At 45.9% G+C, this 16136-nt stretch carries 17 protein-coding genes; 13 read left to right on the forward strand and 4 right to left on the reverse strand.

The features are described from left to right. The first annotated feature begins 101 nt into the window (after nucleotides 1-101). From mnmE to ABIX36_RS21865, 3 genes are all read left to right on the forward strand, one after another. Nucleotides 102-1457 carry a tRNA uridine-5-carboxymethylaminomethyl(34) synthesis GTPase MnmE gene (gene mnmE, locus ABIX36_RS21855; protein ID WP_348084292.1) on the forward strand — a complete coding sequence of 452 codons (1356 nt, stop codon included), beginning with the start codon at nucleotides 102-104 and terminating at the stop codon, nucleotides 1455-1457. A 245-nt stretch (nucleotides 1458-1702) separates the two neighbouring features. After that, nucleotides 1703-2272 carry a helix-turn-helix domain-containing protein gene (locus tag ABIX36_RS21860; protein ID WP_348084293.1) on the forward strand — a complete coding sequence of 190 codons (570 nt, stop codon included), beginning with the start codon at nucleotides 1703-1705 and terminating at the stop codon, nucleotides 2270-2272. A gap of 12 nt (nucleotides 2273-2284) precedes the next feature. Then, nucleotides 2285-3397, forward strand: a complete 1113-nt coding sequence (locus ABIX36_RS21865; RefSeq protein WP_348084294.1) for a site-specific integrase — start codon at nucleotides 2285-2287, stop codon at nucleotides 3395-3397. Nucleotide 3398: 1 nt separating this feature from the next. Here the strand turns inward: ABIX36_RS21865 and ABIX36_RS21870 are convergent, their stop codons facing one another. After that, nucleotides 3399-3890, reverse strand: a complete 492-nt coding sequence (locus tag ABIX36_RS21870) for a helix-turn-helix domain-containing protein (protein WP_348084295.1) — start codon at nucleotides 3888-3890, stop codon at nucleotides 3399-3401. Between the two features lie 33 nt (nucleotides 3891-3923). Here ABIX36_RS21870 and ABIX36_RS21875 point away from each other — a divergent pair, with 33 nt between their 5' ends. The 5 genes from ABIX36_RS21875 (at nucleotide 3924) to ABIX36_RS21895 (ending at nucleotide 10082) form a co-directional block, all read left to right on the forward strand. Beyond that, a complete protein-coding gene (locus tag ABIX36_RS21875) occupies nucleotides 3924-4256 on the forward strand; it encodes a hypothetical protein (RefSeq protein ID WP_348084296.1) in 333 nt (110 codons plus the stop codon). 214 nt (nucleotides 4257-4470) lie between these two features. After that, a complete protein-coding gene (locus ABIX36_RS21880; RefSeq protein ID WP_348084297.1) occupies nucleotides 4471-4905 on the forward strand; it encodes a hypothetical protein in 435 nt (144 codons plus the stop codon). After that, complete coding sequence (locus ABIX36_RS21885) at nucleotides 4860-6131, forward strand: relaxase/mobilization nuclease domain-containing protein (protein ID WP_348084298.1); 1272 nt, start codon at nucleotides 4860-4862, stop codon at nucleotides 6129-6131. The genes ABIX36_RS21880 and ABIX36_RS21885 overlap by 46 nt, the downstream gene beginning before the upstream one ends. 10 nt (nucleotides 6132-6141) lie before the next feature. Then, nucleotides 6142-8145: a conjugal transfer protein MobC gene (mobC, locus tag ABIX36_RS21890; RefSeq protein WP_348084299.1), complete on the forward strand. Its 2004-nt coding sequence runs from the start codon at nucleotides 6142-6144 to the stop codon at nucleotides 8143-8145. Nucleotides 8146-8540: 395 nt separating this feature from the next. Then, nucleotides 8541-10082 carry an IS630 family transposase gene (locus ABIX36_RS21895; RefSeq protein ID WP_348084300.1) on the forward strand — a complete coding sequence of 514 codons (1542 nt, stop codon included), beginning with the start codon at nucleotides 8541-8543 and terminating at the stop codon, nucleotides 10080-10082. Between the two features lie 4 nt (nucleotides 10083-10086). Here ABIX36_RS21895 and ABIX36_RS21900 read toward each other — a convergent pair whose 3' ends face one another. After that, entirely contained in the window at nucleotides 10087-10686 is a 600-nt protein-coding gene (locus ABIX36_RS21900; protein WP_348084301.1) for a hypothetical protein, read from the reverse strand. 226 nt (nucleotides 10687-10912) lie between these two features. Continuing rightward, complete coding sequence (locus ABIX36_RS21905) at nucleotides 10913-11065, reverse strand: hypothetical protein (RefSeq protein WP_348084302.1); 153 nt, start codon at nucleotides 11063-11065, stop codon at nucleotides 10913-10915. A 296-nt stretch (nucleotides 11066-11361) separates the two neighbouring features. On the opposite strand from ABIX36_RS21905, the gene ABIX36_RS21910 reads away from it, so the two are divergent. Continuing rightward, the gene (locus ABIX36_RS21910) at nucleotides 11362-11763 is read left to right on the forward strand and encodes a TraR/DksA C4-type zinc finger protein (protein WP_348084303.1); all 402 of its coding nucleotides are present in this window, start codon (nucleotides 11362-11364) and stop codon (nucleotides 11761-11763) included. A 147-nt stretch (nucleotides 11764-11910) separates the two neighbouring features. Here ABIX36_RS21910 and ABIX36_RS21915 read toward each other — a convergent pair whose 3' ends face one another. Next, nucleotides 11911-12288 carry a helix-turn-helix domain-containing protein gene (locus ABIX36_RS21915; protein ID WP_348084304.1) on the reverse strand — a complete coding sequence of 126 codons (378 nt, stop codon included), beginning with the start codon at nucleotides 12286-12288 and terminating at the stop codon, nucleotides 11911-11913. A 104-nt stretch (nucleotides 12289-12392) separates the two neighbouring features. Between ABIX36_RS21915 and ABIX36_RS21920 the strand changes: the two genes are divergently transcribed. The 4 genes from ABIX36_RS21920 to ABIX36_RS21935 all read left to right on the forward strand — a co-directional run bounded on the left by ABIX36_RS21920 (nucleotide 12393) and on the right by ABIX36_RS21935 (nucleotide 15405). After that, complete coding sequence (locus tag ABIX36_RS21920; protein WP_348084305.1) at nucleotides 12393-13145, forward strand: glucose 1-dehydrogenase; 753 nt, start codon at nucleotides 12393-12395, stop codon at nucleotides 13143-13145. Between the two features lie 30 nt (nucleotides 13146-13175). Further along, nucleotides 13176-13799, forward strand: a complete 624-nt coding sequence (locus ABIX36_RS21925) for an NAD(P)-binding domain-containing protein (RefSeq protein WP_348084306.1) — start codon at nucleotides 13176-13178, stop codon at nucleotides 13797-13799. A 35-nt stretch (nucleotides 13800-13834) separates the two neighbouring features. Beyond that, nucleotides 13835-14593 (forward strand): glucose 1-dehydrogenase, encoded by a 759-nt coding sequence (locus tag ABIX36_RS21930; RefSeq protein ID WP_348084307.1) that lies wholly within the window; start codon nucleotides 13835-13837, stop codon nucleotides 14591-14593. Between the two features lie 116 nt (nucleotides 14594-14709). Further along, on the forward strand, nucleotides 14710-15405 hold the full coding sequence (locus ABIX36_RS21935) for a DUF2461 domain-containing protein (protein ID WP_348084308.1): 696 nt from the start codon (nucleotides 14710-14712) through the stop codon (nucleotides 15403-15405). Nucleotides 15406-16136: the final 731 nt, after the last annotated feature.

A 16136-nucleotide genomic window follows, 5' to 3' on the forward strand; every position in this document is an offset into this window, starting at 1 on the left:
GTCATGCTAAATAGCGACTTTTGTTGCCTGAATCAGAATTTTAGAATTGCCGAATCCTGTAAATTCTAAAATTTTGTAAATCCTGATTCAGACTATCTGCTATGAATCAATCCGACACCATCGTTGCGCTTGCCACCCCCAACGGAATTGGGGCGATCGGGGTTATTCGCCTTTCGGGAGCGGATGCTATTACCATCGCCCAAAAGGTTTGGAAAGGTAAAGACCTGACCAAACAGGCATCGCATACGCTGCATTTCGGCCGTATTATGGATGGCGATATGGAGCTGGACGAAGTGGTTGCATCGTTGTTTGTTGCACCACGGTCATACACCCGCGAGAACGTAGTAGAGATCTCATGCCACGGATCCAATTATATTATCGAGTCTATCATTAAACTCTTTATTAAAAACGGTGCACGCTCGGCCAAAGCGGGTGAATTTACCCTGCGGGCCTTCCTGAACGGGCAACTTGATCTTTCGCAGGCAGAAGCCGTTGCCGACCTGATCGCGTCTAACTCCAAAGCTTCGCAACAAATAGCCCTGCAGCAACTGCGCGGGGGCTTTAGCAGTCAACTGCAATCCCTGCGCGATCAACTGGTGCAGTTTGCCTCGCTGATTGAATTGGAGCTTGATTTTGCCGAGGAGGATGTAGAATTTGCCAACCGCGATCAGCTGAAAAAGCTGATTCACGAGATCGCCAAAGTTATTGGGAGTTTAATACAGTCGTTTGAGCTTGGTAATGCCATAAAAAACGGGGTAAACACCGTTATTGCCGGTAGACCAAATGCCGGTAAATCTACCTTACTGAACGCTTTATTGAACGAAGAACGCGCTATTGTAAGCCATATACCGGGAACGACCCGCGATACGATAGAAGAGGTACTCAATATCAAAGGCATCAACTTCCGGCTGATCGATACCGCCGGCATCCGCGAAGCGACCGATGCCATTGAACAAATAGGGGTACAGCGTACCATGGAAAAAATAAGCCAGAGCGCGCTGTTATTGTATGTTTTCGACGCCGAGCAAATTACAGCCGAAGAGCTAAACAGTGACTTGGAAAGCCTGCAAAAGCCCGGCATTGCTATGTTGATAGTGGCCAACAAAGCCGACCTGCTAAACGATGCCCAACTCGCCGCTTTACCGCAAAATGCTCTCATAATTTCTGCCAAAGAAAAACAACACATCGACGAGGTGAAGCAAAAGATCTACGCTGCTGCCATAAAGGAGCAGCTTACCGGGCACGAAACGCTGGTGACCAACATCCGCCACCTCGAAGCCCTCCAGAAAACCGAAGAAGCGCTCATCAGGGTGCTGGACGGCATAGATACCGTAACCTCCGACTTTCTCTCAATGGATATTAAGCAAGCCCTGCATTACCTCGGGGAAATAACCGGCGCGGTTACAACGGATGACTTGCTGGAGAATATCTTTAGTAGGTTCTGTATTGGCAAATAAGCCGTCAAAATCAAACAAACTCAACCATTTCTTAATCAAAATAAACCGCTTAACTACAGTTAGTTATGCGGTTTTTACTTTGTGCTCGACATTTTCAAATTGCTTCAAATTTGATTGTCCCTGCCCCTCAAATGTCCCCCGAAACCCCATTTGTCCCCCGAGCAAAAATCAGGGGTGAAATCATTGCGCTTAATTACACTTAATGTCATTTAACAACACTTAATGATACTTAATCCATTTTAACAATGAGTTCAAATATTAGAATAAACCGTATCTGCCAGCACTGCGGATTGGAGTTTGAAGCAAAAACAACGGTAACTAAATATTGCAGTGAAATATGCGGCAAGCGTAATTATAAAGCCCGCAAAAAGGATGAGAAGGTTAAGGCCAGTAACGCTGAAACAAAAACTGTCCGTGAAAAGCCGATGATAGAAATACTGTCGAAAGAAATTTTGACTGTTCGTGATGCGGCCAAACTATTGAGATGTTCAGTCAGAACAATATATAATCTTGTTGGCAGAGGTACGCTGAACGGTATCCGGTTTTCAGAACGTAAGACCTTACTCAGACGCTCAGATATCGATCGATTTTTTGAAGACGCTTTGACACCGCCTCCCAAACGCCCTGAAAAACCTATCAATATCAAAGATTGCTACCACATGGGCGAGATCCAGTTGAAATTCAATATCTCCGAAAAGGCCCTGTATGACATCATCAACCGCAACAACATACCTAAAATCCAGCAGGGTAAATTCGTATATGCGCCTAAATCTATTATAGACCAGTTGTTAAATCCATTTCCAAATAAATCTTAAAATCGCAACATTATGTCAAAAGTAACATTAAGAAGCAAACAAGGTACTAAGGGAAGGTCATCCTATTTTCTGGATCATTATCCGCCGCTAATCAATCCGGATAACGGAAAACCGCAGCGCAAGGAATACCTCAAAATATTTACCTTCGATAACCCCAAGACGGATGCAGATCGGTTACATAACCGGGAAACGAAAAAGCTATTGGAACATATCCGGGCATCCCGCCAGATCGATGTTCAGAATCAGGAGTTTGGTTTTTTGTCCGACGAACAGAAGAACGGCAGCTTCATTGATTTTTATCGCTCTTTCGCGGTAAAGAAAAGCGGCTCAAATTCGGATAACTGGTATATGTCACTGCGTTATCTGATCAGTTTTGCTTCTCACAACCTGCGTTATTCCGATCTTACTGAATGGTTTTGTGAGGATTATAAGGATTATCTGTTAAGCGGCCCATCCATTAACCAGCGGGGTAAGAAGATCATTCATAACACTGCAATGGCTTATTTTGCCAAATTCAGGAGTGTGCTAAAAAAGGCTTACCAACGCAAAATGATCAAAGATAACCTCTATGAATTTGTCCCGCCCATTAAGGAACAAGAAACCAACCGGGAGTTTCTGACCATCGAGGAATTCCAGAAACTGGCGGAGACAGAAGCCCCCTCTGATCTGTTTAAACGGGCAGCATTATTTTCAGGGTTGACCGGGCTGCGTTTTTCTGATGTGACCACATTGTTATGGAACCAGGCGTGGGGAACGGAGGAGAATTATTACCTGCAATTCCGCCAGGAGAAGACTAATGGTGCAGAGGTCTTGCCGATCGCTGACCAGGCTTATGAACTGTTAGGAGAGAGGGGAGAGCCACGACAGAAAGTATTTGCCGGGTTGACCTACTCTCAGGTACGGTGGTATTTGAGTAAATGGTTAGCCAAAGCTGGTATTGAAAAGAATATTACCTTTCACAGTTTTCGGCATACCTATGCCACCTTACAACTGGAGGCTGGTACGGATATTTATACCGTCTCAAAAATGCTGGGGCATAAGCATGTGAAAACTACCCAGCGTTATACCAAAGTAGTGGACAAGACCAAGAAAGCAGCGACAAAAAAGATCACCCTTAAATTATAGTCTAACGACGGTATGCCCGTCTCGTGGAGGCGGGCATTGAACGGTTTGATGGCAGATAGCGCTGTGCCTCCACCCGGATGTCGTCATTTGTTTTTTTACGGGAACTTCTGACCCAGTCCTGGAGTTCCTGCTTATCAAAATACAACCGCCGCCCGGCTTTAAATGCCGGTAGTTCACCCCGGCATACTTTACTGTAAATGGTTGATTTGGTTAAGCGCAGGATTAGGGTAGCCTCTGCAATATTCAGTGTTTCGTTGACCGGTTCAGCGGGTACCCTTTCCAGCGCCAGTAATTCTTCTATCCGCGCCACCCGGTCGATCAGTTCGCTGATCGCTTCCGGCAGGGTATCAAATGATATGGCTTTTTTTGCGCGCGTCGTCTTTTCCAGTTCACTCATGTTACAATGATGCTCATAAAAGCCAATGGATATAGGCAACTTGCTCAATTTTGAGCGAACCTTAATTTGGGCAAGTTGCCCAAACCTATTTGGCATTATCCGGTGTTTTGCCGTACTAATTCAAATGATATGCAGACTACTGTTTTAAGTTTCTATGACGCCATCGCGGCAGCCCATGAACCAAGGGAATATACTTACCTGCGCGACGCGATCCCATTCGGTACATATGAGGTTACGCTCGATTTTATGATCTGGTCAAAAAAGCTGGCCGGCATCAATTGCTATTGTACCATTACCGAAAGTAAACTGAAGGTGATCCTGCCTGTTTACCGGAACGATGCCGAGGAGTATCTGGCAGGTGAGCTGGATATGCGTAGGGTGACTTTTGCGATTAAGTTGCAGGTCATAGTGGAACCACGCGGCGAACGCGGCGTGATCCTGAAAGTAGCTGAAATAGTTTAACATAAACCACAGGCAGGATCGGTTTTGAAGCGATTCAAAGCAGGCAGGTAATTCAACGTTTCGAACGGTCAGGCAAGAGTGTGCCGCCTGTTTTTTTGGCGGAGTGAAATGTACGTTTGTGATACAAACGGATTTCACCCTGCGCTCCGAAGTCGCTGAGGGATGGACAAAAGCCTCCGAAGTCGGCTTTTGTTAAACACCCTTGTAGCTTTTTATGCAGACAGATTTGACACCCGAAAAGAGCAAACGTACGGAATGGCTGCATATCCGACTAACCCCGGACGAGTACCGGCAGATCAGTGGTAGTCACCAACGGACGACCAGCCGGGAGTTAAGCGCCTTCGCCCGTAAACGTTTACTGGAAGAGCCGCTGACCTACCTGACCCGGAACGCGTCGCTGGACGAGGGTTTGCAGGAGCTGGTAAAGTTGCGCAAGGAACTGACGGCTATCAGCAGCAATTTGAACCAGTTGACCAGGAAGCTTAACAGTTTTACAGCAACGCCGGGTTTAAATGCGATGAGCGCCGCGCTGAAACTGCTGCGGGGGGAATTGGATAGAAAATTAACGGAGATCAGGGATCACACGAATCAATTAGCGGCAGTATGGTTGCAAGGATCAACAGCGGAAAAAGTATCAAAGGGGCATTAAACTATAATGAGAAAAAGGTGGCGCAGGAAAGGGCAAGCCTGTTAATGGTGGAGAACTACCCGCTGGACAAAGAGCTGTTGGACTATGATCAAAAGCTATTGGTCTTGCAGCAATACGCCCGGCTCAATGAACGGGTAGTTACTAATTGCGTCCACATCTCGCTGAACTTTGAGACGAACGAACAGGTCCAGCCGGCCAAGCTGCAACAGATCGTCCAAGACTACATAGCGCAGATCGGGTTCGGCGAACAACCCTACCTGGTTTACCAGCATACGGACGCGGCACATCCGCACGTCCACATCGTTACGACCAACATCCAGCTAGGCGGAGAACGTATCAGCCTGCATAACCTGGGCAGGGAAAAGTCCGAACCTGCCAGGGAGGCTATCGAGTTGAAATACGGCCTGATCCGGGCGCGTGGCAGGGGTGCCGACCAGCAGGTTCGGCAGGAATTGGAACAGCTCAGACCGGGAGCGGTAACGCGGGTGGCGTATGGCAAAGCGGAAACGAAAAAGGCCATTACGCAGATCGTTACATTGGCTTTGCAAAAGTATAATGTGACGAGCCTGCCGGAATTGAACGCGGTACTGAACCAATTTGGCGTTACGGCCGACCGGGGCAATGAGCGATCAAATACTTACAAGCACGGTGGTCTATTGTACCGGATGATCGATGAGCAGGGCAGGCATGTCGGCGTACCGATCAAATCCAGCAAAATTTATAATTCACCGACCTTGAAGAAACTGGAAAGTCGCTTTGAAAAGAATAATCAGCGGCGTCCCCAATTGAAAAATAAGCTAAAGTTTCAGATCGACCGGGTGTTTAAGCGTTATGAGCAGGTCACCAGGGCAACGCTGATCAAAGAATTAGGGAAGCTGGATATCCAGCTTTTATTCCGTGAAAATAAGGACGGCGTGATCTATGGCCTGACCTATATCGATCACCGCAACCGGAGCGTGTTCAATGGTTCTGATCTGGGTAAAGCTTGTAGTGCGAAGGCGATCCTGGAACGGCTGGCGGTGGTTGACCAGAAAATTGTAACTGAACAAGGTCTGACAGGTAATTCAAGTGGAAGGGTTGTGGCTCCTTCCCACTTCCTAAGAATTCCTGCACCAAATCCGCTGCTTAAAGCGCTCGTGGGTAAAAACGATCCGAATCTGGCACCCACCGTTTCGCGCAAAAAGAAAAAACGGAAAGGGGAGCAGGAACAATCCATGAACTTATAATATTAACATTATGCAAACGGGGGAAGATATACAGGGCCTGCGCAAGATCATTGATTTTACGAGGCTGATCAGCATTTTTATTTTGGCGATACATTTTTATATCTGCTGTTACCAAGCTTTCAGGCATTGGCAATGGACAGCCGATATTACGGATAGGATCGTGGGCAATATCGCCAAGACGGGTTTGTTCATCAATATGCTGCGTCCAAAGCTGGCAGCGTTATTATTCCTGGCGATCTCGCTGGTCGGGGTGAAAGGGCGCAAAGACGAGAAAATGCAGAAGCGTACCATCACGGCTTATTTGCTGACCGGCTTGCTGATCTATTTTATCAGCGTGCTTTGTTTTTATTTGAAGGCGGGTATCGACCTGATCGCTGTCGCTTATATGGTGCTGACCGGGACCGGTTATTTGCTGGTACTCACCGGCGGGACTTACCTGAGTCGCCTGATCAAGAACGGACTGAACAATGATATCTTCAATACCGAGCAGGAAACTTTCCCGCAGGAGGAGCGGCTGCTGGAAAATGAATATTCCTTTAACTTGCCCGCGAAATATAAATTGAAGTCGACGGAACGGAATTCCTGGGTCAACCTGGTGAACCCCCACCGCAGTTTGCTGCTGATCGGCTCGGCCGGTGCGGGTAAGACTTATTTCGTGATCCGGCCGATGATCGATCAGGCCATTCGTAAGGGTTCCAGTGTTTTTATCTATGATTTTAAGTTTGACGACTTAACGAAGATCGCTTATAATAAATTGTTGCAATACTGGGGTAATTACCCGGTCAAACCAAAGTTCTATGTGATCAATTTCGAAGATGCGAACCGCAGCCATCGCTGTAACCCGCTGGAACCGGCCGGGATGACGGATATCACCGATGCGACCGAGGCTTCACGGACGATCATGTTAGGTCTCAACCGGGATTGGGCGAAGAAGCAGGGGGATTTCTTTGTGGAGAGCGCCATCAACTTTTTAACGGCGATCATCTGGTATTTGCGTAAATACCGCAACGGCAAGTATTGTACGCTGCCGCATGTGCTGGAGTTGATGCAGGTGGATTATGAGAGCCTGTTCAGCGTCTTGCAGGAGGAGGAAGAGATCAAGATGCTGATCAATCCATTTATGTCGGCTTTGCTCCGCAAGGCGGCACCGCAACTGGAAGGACAGATCGGTAGCTCGAAGATCGCGCTGGCGCGTTTGTCCTCGCCACAATTGTATTATGTATTGAGCGGTAATGATTTTACGCTGGATATCAATGACCCTAAGGCGCCGAAGGTCGTTTGTATGGGTAACAACCCGCTGAAGATCCAGTCTTTTGGCCCGGTTGCTTCGCTGTTCGCCACCCGTTCGCTGAAGGTTTGTAACCAGAAGAATAAGCTGAAGTCGGTTTTCTTTTTTGATGAGTATCCCACTTTAGCTGTGGATACCATCCCGGCGATCAGTACCGGGCGGTCGAACCTGATGTCGGTGGTTTTGGGTATCCAATCGGTGGAGCAATTAAAGGAGAACTACGGTGCGGAAAAGGCGGCGGTGATCACGAGTATCGGCGGTAACCTGATCTGTGGCCAGCAGACCGGGGATGCGGCTAAAAAGCTATCGGAAACCTTTGGCAAGATCATGCAGGAACGGGAGAGCAAGAGTATCAATGCAAGTGATATCTCGATCACCAAGTCGACGCAACTGGAGTATGCGATACCGGCTTCGCGGATCGCTTCGCTTTCTTCCGGGGAGTTCGTGGGTTTTGTGGCGGATAATCCGGAGCAGCGTATCCCGCAGAAGATATTTCATTGTGAGTTGCAAAATGATCATGCCGCTTTGGCGAAGGAAACGGCGGAATTTGAGGACTTGCCGCAGATCCGTGATGTCTCCGCGCAGGATATCCAGGAAAATTATCTGAAGATCAAAGCGGATATCCGCAACCTGATCGCTGATGAATTGCCTGAAGCGGATGAAGAAGAAACGACTGATGAAGATGAGGAGCGTAATGGGGAACAGGCGGCAGCAGTTTCGATGTGATCGCTTTTTATTTTTCACAAACTATTATTTGCAGGTGTTGTTATTTGGAAAATAAATCAATTATTAATTAAACTTACGATTATGGATGATAAAACTAAAACCGGCAGCCCCGGACGGTCTTAATGTCTTTTTCCGATATCTGAATATTCACCACTACAGGTCACTTTTTCGTTGCATTTAAATAAGACCTAACACTTTTTAGACTGATCCACCCTTATAATATAGCCCGTTTTTTGGATTACCCGGAACAGATTATGCACATCTCTATAATCGCTATCGTGGTGCAGATCGGAGGGCTCTCCGTTCTCGGGTGCACCACCTGAAAAGGTATTGTATTGTGGTTTAGGTTATTAAGCCTTTTATTTGTAATAGTATCAATTGATTTCTGCTAGCCTATGCACATTACAAAAGAAAAGAAGGACAACATTCGAAGCCATTATTTAAAAGGCAAAGTAGATATCTACTATCTGGCGGAGATTTTAGAACTACGTGCAGCAACTATCAATTTCTACCTGAATGAATTTAACATCATTAAGGAACATCATCCGGAGAAGCTTAATGATTTTAGCTTTTTTATAGGCAAGGACAAGGTCATAAAGGAAACGATCTGGCACAGAAACTTAGTGGGGATATTGCCGGAGTTGGTTTTGGCAGAACCCGGTCCGGTTCTATACTGCGCCAGGCTTTACCGGAAATACCTATTGTTATTTCCGAATGAGTATCGTGTTCACACGTTCTATGCGCATTTTGTGAAATGGTTCAACCAACATAAGAACGCGCTTTGTGATCAAAAACTCAACTCGAAGTTCACCCCGCAGGAATTAGCCCAGTTAAAAAAATGGCGTAAGGGAAATGACCGCAGGCTTTGGCAGGTTGCTGTACTGTTAATGACCGCTTATACGTATCACTCCATGGGCGAACTGGCCGGCAAGATCGAATGCAGCAGGCACTCCATGCTTGCCTGGTTAAGGCTATACGAACAAAAAGGCCTTCAGGCGCTGAGCTGTCCCGGCTCTAAGAGGCCGATCACCGATGAGCGGAAAGCCGCTATAGAAGATAAGAAGGACGGTCTCATTCACCTTGTAAGGCAACAACCCAAAGCTTATGGCATTGATAAACCAGCCTGGACGATAACAGATCTGGCTTACGTATACGGCAAAGAATCGGGCCACCCGATCTCGCATAGCACTGTGTCCATTTACCTGAGAAACCGGGGTGTCCGATTCAAGCGTTCCAGGGAAATTATTACAAGCACAGACCCTGACTTCCGGGTTAAATATGAGGCTATTCAAACCATCCTGGGCGATCTGGGGGATAAGGAGAAATTCTTTTCCATCGATGAGTACGGGCCCTGTTCGGTCCGGCCCAAAGGAGGGAGGCAGCTTACCATAAAAGGAGAGCAGCCTGTTTATCAGAAAGTGGACAAGGGCAAAGGCTGGTTTATTTGTACCTGCGCGCTTGAATTATCGACAAACCAGCTAACCTGGTTTTATTCCCGAAAGAAGAATACGGATGAAATGATCAGACTCATCGAAGTATTAATTCTTGAGTATAACGGCCAGGAAAGGCTCTATCTTTCTTGGGATGCTGCAAGCTGGCACGCCTCTCAGCAATTGCTCGACTACCTGGACAAGATCAATTCTACTTCTCATCGGATGATCGAATCTGGCAATCCTGAGGTTATCCTCGCGCCATTGCCGGCCCGCGCGCCACACTTAAACGTTATTGAATCCGTATTTAGCGGTATGTCCAGGTCGGTTATCAGGAACAGTGACTATGATAGCCTTGGTGAATGTACAGCAGCTATCGACCGGTATTTCCACAAAAGAAACCTTTACTTTAAAGACAACCCCAAAAAAGCCGGTAAAAAAATATGGGGTAAGGAAAAGGTAAAACCGATATTTGACAAGGCCAACATTTGCAGGAATTTAGGGTAACGCTTTATTTCCCCTGTAAACGGCTTAACAGGCTGGCTTTAACAATTTGCATATCGGAGGTCATTTGTGCATAGACATTTTCATAATGGCCACACATATCGCTGATCGCTTTGTCGTAAAGCGCATACAGATCTGATTTGGAATCCGGCAGCGCATGTTTTAAGGCATCTGTCACATCTAAAACCTTCAGATAAAGCGCTTTAGACCGGTCGTTGGAGGCGATTAACAGATCATCGGTCAGCGATACATCAAAATATAAGCTAACCAGATTACATTTCCAATTTTCAAGATCGAGCTTTTCTAAATAGATATTTAGTTTCACCATTTCCTTGTTCAAAAATTCCAAGCTTGCTTCACTTCTGGAATGATTCCAGTTCTGCCAATAACCAATATTCTTTTTGACGATTGCCATCTTCTCGCCGGTAACGAAATAAAAGCTTTCCGCGATATCTATTTGTTTGTTTCTAAGAGCAGATTTAAGCTCCAGGTTGGATTTTCTTTTATCACCCAGATATCCGAACAGGCCCGTCAAGGCCTGCGTTAAAAGCGCGCCGGTAAGGCCGGAAAAAGCGCTTACCTCTACTAATGTTAATTGATCGGCCATGTTCAACTATTTTTTAGTTTATATGTCTAAGCGCTGTCCTGCTGCGTTCCGAGCATTTTTCACACTGCTCGATAATGCAATGCCTGTTGTTTCATAACAACAACGTTTTGAACAGCGGTGCATAGCTTATACACAAAATTAAGTATAAATAACGCAATATGCTAATATTATTAGCATATTGCGTTATGAAAATTATTTATCGATAGAACGCGTTAAGGATTGTACATTACAAAAGAGTATAAAAGATCACATTAAAAGACTTTCCAACTTTAGTAGCTACATTCTTTTGGAAGAAATCTTTAAACTTCTTTTTGGTAAGCGTGGTATCGATGACCTTAAAGACCACCGCCCGATCATCTTCGTCTAATTCGTTGATCATGTTGATCTGTTCCCTCGCCGGTGTGCCGCGCACCGGCGTACTTACTTGTAATGCTAAGGAACTATTAAATACCGTCCGTTGGGCTGCAAATTATTGCTTACAAAGTTAAATATGTTGTTGTTTTAATAGATGTAATGGTTAGCTTTAGTAAGTCGTTCTAAACCGAAACTTTATTGCCATTATGCCTTCAACAACCACTCAATCGCCTAAATTATACCCATATTGCATTGGGGCTCTTTACAGCCTGCAAACATTCCCTTGATTTTAAATATTAAAACCGGTTGCCCGTTTGTGTTATGGACAGCATGGAAATAGAAACAACTACGCAAAAGACAAAATATACGGACAAGGAACCGGACGAGTTCAAAACACTGATCCTTCAGAAAAAGGCTGTAGCGCAGGAGGAACTGGAATCGTTGTCAAGTTCGCTTAGCTCATCAAATCCGAATGGTACCGATGACACCGGCGGCACGCACAGTACGCTGGAGGACGGCGCGGTGACCCTGGAAAAGGAAGCAATACATCAGTTAGCGGGAAGGCAAAAGAAATTCATCGAACAGTTGGATGCCGCGCTTTTGCGTATTGCGAATAAAACTTACGGTATCTGCCGTTCTACGGGAAAGCTGATCCAAAAAGAAAGGTTGATGGCCGTGCCGCATACCACACAGAGCATAGAAGCTAAACTGAAACAGTATTAACGGGACATATCAGGGACATTTGTAAATAGCCGCAGTCCGGCCCGTTAAAATAACGTATTTTTATGCTTCTATTACTGGTAAGCTCTTCTTACTATTGTGATAAGGTTTCCTCTAAAAATAAAAAGGGTGCATTGTCAAGTTTCGATTTTACACCATCCGGGCATAATTTACTCTGCTTTTTTTATCAGCCTCGCCTGGCATTGGCGCTACCTCATATTTGCAATTCCATTCTTTTATACTTTCTAAAATTGGCAAAAAAGCCAAGCCTTTTTCAGACAACTTATATTCTACCCTGGGCGGTAGTTCCTTATAAGCCAATCTTTCCAATAGTCCATCTTCTTCCAGCTCTTTGAGTTGTTCGGCTAATACTTTTCTTGAAATGAGTGGTACTATGGAATCGAGTTGACCAAAACGAATGGTACGCGTGCCGATAACATTAATGATGATCGGTTTCCATTTATTACCAATAGTGCCAATAGCTCGCGTAAACGGGCAATTGGATGCGCAAAATCTCTCGTCTCTCATATTTTCAAATTTGTAGTTACCTGGCGGTAACCAGAATAAACTATGTTAGTTACAAATATAAACTATTGATAGTAACTTTGTGATACAAATTTAAAATAATTGAAATGAATAGGATAAAAGATAAAGTAGCAGTTATTACAGGGGGTAATAGTGGCATAGGGTTCGGCATAGCCCAGGAATTCAAAAACGAAGGTGCTAAAGGCGTTATAGTCGGCAGAAACCAGGAAACCTTAGACAGCGCTGTGGCCCAACTCGGCGATAATTTTATAGCGATCAATGCCGATGTAACCATCCTTGCCGATCTGGAAAGGGTGTTCGCAGCAACTGCTGAAAAATTTGGTAAAATAGATGTGCTCGTAGCCAATGCGGGTGCCGGAGCGGTAGGAACGGTGGCAACTTTTGACGAAACCGAGTTTGACAAGGCCATCGATCTGAACCTCAAAAGTGTTTACTTCACTGTTCAGAAAGCGTTGCCTTATGTGAATGATGGTGGTTCTATTATTCTGATCGGCTCCAATGCTGCACACCGGGCATATGCGAATTTTACACTTTATGGCGCTGCAAAAGCGGCAGTGATCTATTTAGCCAAAGGATTTTCAAGCGACCTTTTAGATAGAAAAATCAGGGCAAATGTGATCACACCAGGTACAACGGATACACCTGCATTTGACAAGTTTGTTCCCGCAGAACAAATGGACGCAGTAAAAAAACACTTTGCAGATCAAATGCCGATAGGGAGGATCGGGCAGCCTGCAGACATTGGTAAAACAGCGGTTTTCCTGGCCTCTGATGATTCGTCGTTCATGTTAGGTGCTGAACTCATCGTTGATGGTGGTATGACCTATTTGTCTAAGTAATTGACGTTAACCAAATAAAATAATTTCAAAATGAGTATATCAGAAAACAAAGTAGGTAGCTACGCAATAATCGGCTTTGGCAAAATCGGCCAGGCCTTAGCCAAAGCGTTTGCCCGCAAGGGCATCGCAGTATCCGTCGCAACCACACGCAACCCGGAGAGTTTTTCATCAGCCGCGGCCGCAGTCGGGCCCGAGCTCATTCCCACAACACTGGCGGAAGCCCTGAAGGCGGACGTCATCTTTTTGGCTGTGCGTTTTGAGTCGCACCCGAATGTCGCGAAGGCGCTGCCCACCTGGCAGGGGAAAACCATCGTCGATGTGACCAACGCCTATGGCGTGTCGCTTGAGCAACTGGGAGGACAGCCTTCCGCAAGGGTAGTTGCACAAGCCTTCACCGGCGGGAAGCTGGTTAAGGGCTTCAATCATTTGGGCGCGGCTATTCTTGAGCAAGATGCTTCCGTACATGGTGGGAAGAGAGTCGTGTTTCTGGCAAGCGACGATGACAGTGCCGCAGCTGAGATCGGTGAATTTGCAAAAGATCTCGGTTTTTCACCAATCCAATTGGGTGGGCTTTCGGAAGGCGGACTGCTTGTGCAGGCGCACGGAAATAGCTGGGGTAAACTGATCTTTAAGGACCTGGTCAAATTCGACTAATGAATCGTGTTCTCAAATCGTAAATAATAGAAATAATGAGTAAATTAAAAAACAAAGTAGCGGTAGTTACCGGTGCATCAAAAGGAATAGGTGCAGCTATCGCAAAACATTTCGCGGCAGCAGGCGCAAAAGTTGTTGTAAATTATGCCTCAAGTAAAGAAGGCGCGGATAAAGTGGTGCAAGCCATAACCGACAATGGCGGCATAGCCATCGCGGTACAGGCCGATGTATCGAATGAAGCCGATGTAACCAGGCTGTTTGAAGAAACAAAGCGGGCTTTCGGCACCCTGGATATTTTGGTCAACAACGCGGTTTATCAGGGATATGCACCTATAGAATTGATATCAGCAGAAACTTTTCATAGCAGTTTCAACGTGAATGTGCTTGGCCCCATCCTAACTATCCAGGCAGCTTTGAAACTGTTTGGCGATCAGGGCGGGAATGTCATCAATATCAGTTCGGGTGCCAGCAAGATGCCGCTGCCGGGAGCCTCTTTATATTCCGCAACTAAAGCAGCATTAGATGCCATCACGATTTCTTTGTCAAAAGAACTGGGTGCAAAAAACGTTCGTATCAATTCTATTTTGCCGGGCGCTACCGAGACAGAAGGTGCAGCCAGTGCGGGCGTCACTGCTGGCAGTGAGTATGAAAAAATGTTTATTGCCAATACACCGCTTGGTCGCAGAGGTCAGCCCGAAGATATTGCGAAAGCAGCCGTTTTTTTGGCTTCCGATGATGCAGCCTGGATTACGGGAGAGCAAATTTCCGTTTCGGGTGGTATGTATGATTTTTAACTTTCAAGTCCCTGTTTCTTACGGAAACAGGGACTTGAAAAATAACATAATTATCGGGCTTAAATAACCCGGGGGTGGAGTGTTCAACGCCCAGTTTTTTTGAGCAACTTTGATGCATGGCCAGTGCTACGATCCCCTCAACTGCGTTTGACTTTCTCGAAAAGCTTCGCCGGTACAACGACCGCAACTGGTTCACCGCTAATAAGACACACTACCAACAGCAAGCTACCTATATCACCGCTTTTGCCGATAGCCTGCTAAAGGCCTTGAATAAACATGATGTTATCGAAACGCCGAGCGGTGCCAAAAGCCTCTACCGCATTTATCGGGATGTCCGTTTCTCGAAAGATAAAACACCCTTCAGTACCTATTGGGGCGGCCGTTTCAAACGTGCCGGCAAACAGCGTCGCGGGGGCTATTATTATCACCTCGAACCCGGCGATAAAAGTTTTGTGCTTTGCGGTTTTTGGGGGCCAAGCACCCCTGACCTCAAGCTTATCCGGGAAGATATCGCCTTTGACCCGTCACCATTTCGGAAGATCGTGAACCATAGAAAATTTGTCAGCAATTTCGGTCAGCTCCAGGGGGAACAGCTCAAAACCAGCCCTAAGGGTTACGATCCTACGCATGCAGCAATTGACCTGCTGCGCTACAAACAGTTCCTGGTCATGCGGCGATTTACCGATAAAGAAGTGCTGTCCGGTAACTTTCTTCAATTAGCCGACCAGGCCTTTCAGGGCATGCGGCCGTTCCTGGACTACATGAGTGAGCTATTATCAGTGGATGCCAATGGATTCCCGGACCGGCCATAACTTTGCGTCAAAACCTTGTGACGCCACTCGCGTTGCGTGGTTACTCAGTGCGCCTTTCGGGTAGGTACAAGCAAAATAAACGAAATTTAGTATCTTCGCGGCATCTTAATGACTGGCGACCTTGCCGGTCTATTGTGATAAGGTTTAGGTTGAAAGTCCCCGGCTGCGAGTGTTTGGGGACTTTTATTTATCTTTAAAAACCTTACCGGTCATCAGGAAAAACGAATACTTATTGTTTACTGCTGGGTGCATTTGGCACTACTGTTCGCGCACAAACCGTTAATGCGGCTTATGTAAAAGCTCTTTACCAGCAGTACCCGACCCAGCCCTCAGACTTTTGCCCCTCATGTAAACTTTGGGTGAATCCTGTATTATAAATCCATTGCCGATACGGCGAAACATAAGCCGCTCCTTACCGATAGATAAAAATAATATACATAAAGTGAATCAAAATGGGCAAGTCTCAAACAATCTTCCTCGCAATACGGAGGTACTTAGGGACACGCTTGAAACAAAGAATGGACTTAGCAAATAGCATTTTTTACTATTTCTACCGGTGTCTGTATGTAAAGCGCAAGATAAGACCCCGATTAATTATGTAATTCCCAAAAATGTTAGTGAGAAAATCACAACCTATAGTAAAGAACAAAATAACAAAATGGGTTACTATGCGGTATTCCAATATCAGAACGACACTACTTCGATTATAATCAGTTCGTGTCGTAAATCTG

Source organism: Mucilaginibacter sp. (assembly GCF_039925265.1).
Taxonomy (GTDB): Bacteria; Bacteroidota; Bacteroidia; order Sphingobacteriales; family Sphingobacteriaceae; genus Mucilaginibacter.

Excerpts from the sequence above, each read along its gene's own strand:
- mnmE (WP_348084292.1), top strand. The coding sequence starts at position 102 with ATGAATCAATCCGACACCATCGTTGCGCTTGCCACCCCCAACGGAATT.
- ABIX36_RS21860 (WP_348084293.1), top strand. The coding sequence starts at position 1,703 with ATGAGTTCAAATATTAGAATAAACCGTATCTGCCAGCACTGCGGATTG.
- ABIX36_RS21865 (WP_348084294.1), top strand. The coding sequence starts at position 2,285 with ATGTCAAAAGTAACATTAAGAAGCAAACAAGGTACTAAGGGAAGGTCA.
- ABIX36_RS21870 (WP_348084295.1), bottom strand. The coding sequence starts at position 3,890 with ATGCCAAATAGGTTTGGGCAACTTGCCCAAATTAAGGTTCGCTCAAAA.
- ABIX36_RS21875 (WP_348084296.1), top strand. The coding sequence starts at position 3,924 with ATGCAGACTACTGTTTTAAGTTTCTATGACGCCATCGCGGCAGCCCAT.
- ABIX36_RS21880 (WP_348084297.1), top strand. The coding sequence starts at position 4,471 with ATGCAGACAGATTTGACACCCGAAAAGAGCAAACGTACGGAATGGCTG.
- ABIX36_RS21885 (WP_348084298.1), top strand. The coding sequence starts at position 4,860 with ATGGTTGCAAGGATCAACAGCGGAAAAAGTATCAAAGGGGCATTAAAC.
- mobC (WP_348084299.1), top strand. The coding sequence starts at position 6,142 with ATGCAAACGGGGGAAGATATACAGGGCCTGCGCAAGATCATTGATTTT.
- ABIX36_RS21895 (WP_348084300.1), top strand. The coding sequence starts at position 8,541 with ATGCACATTACAAAAGAAAAGAAGGACAACATTCGAAGCCATTATTTA.
- ABIX36_RS21900 (WP_348084301.1), bottom strand. The coding sequence starts at position 10,686 with ATGGCCGATCAATTAACATTAGTAGAGGTAAGCGCTTTTTCCGGCCTT.
- ABIX36_RS21905 (WP_348084302.1), bottom strand. The coding sequence starts at position 11,065 with ATGATCAACGAATTAGACGAAGATGATCGGGCGGTGGTCTTTAAGGTC.
- ABIX36_RS21910 (WP_348084303.1), top strand. The coding sequence starts at position 11,362 with ATGGACAGCATGGAAATAGAAACAACTACGCAAAAGACAAAATATACG.
- ABIX36_RS21915 (WP_348084304.1), bottom strand. The coding sequence starts at position 12,288 with ATGAGAGACGAGAGATTTTGCGCATCCAATTGCCCGTTTACGCGAGCT.
- ABIX36_RS21920 (WP_348084305.1), top strand. The coding sequence starts at position 12,393 with ATGAATAGGATAAAAGATAAAGTAGCAGTTATTACAGGGGGTAATAGT.
- ABIX36_RS21925 (WP_348084306.1), top strand. The coding sequence starts at position 13,176 with ATGAGTATATCAGAAAACAAAGTAGGTAGCTACGCAATAATCGGCTTT.
- ABIX36_RS21930 (WP_348084307.1), top strand. The coding sequence starts at position 13,835 with ATGAGTAAATTAAAAAACAAAGTAGCGGTAGTTACCGGTGCATCAAAA.
- ABIX36_RS21935 (WP_348084308.1), top strand. The coding sequence starts at position 14,710 with ATGGCCAGTGCTACGATCCCCTCAACTGCGTTTGACTTTCTCGAAAAG.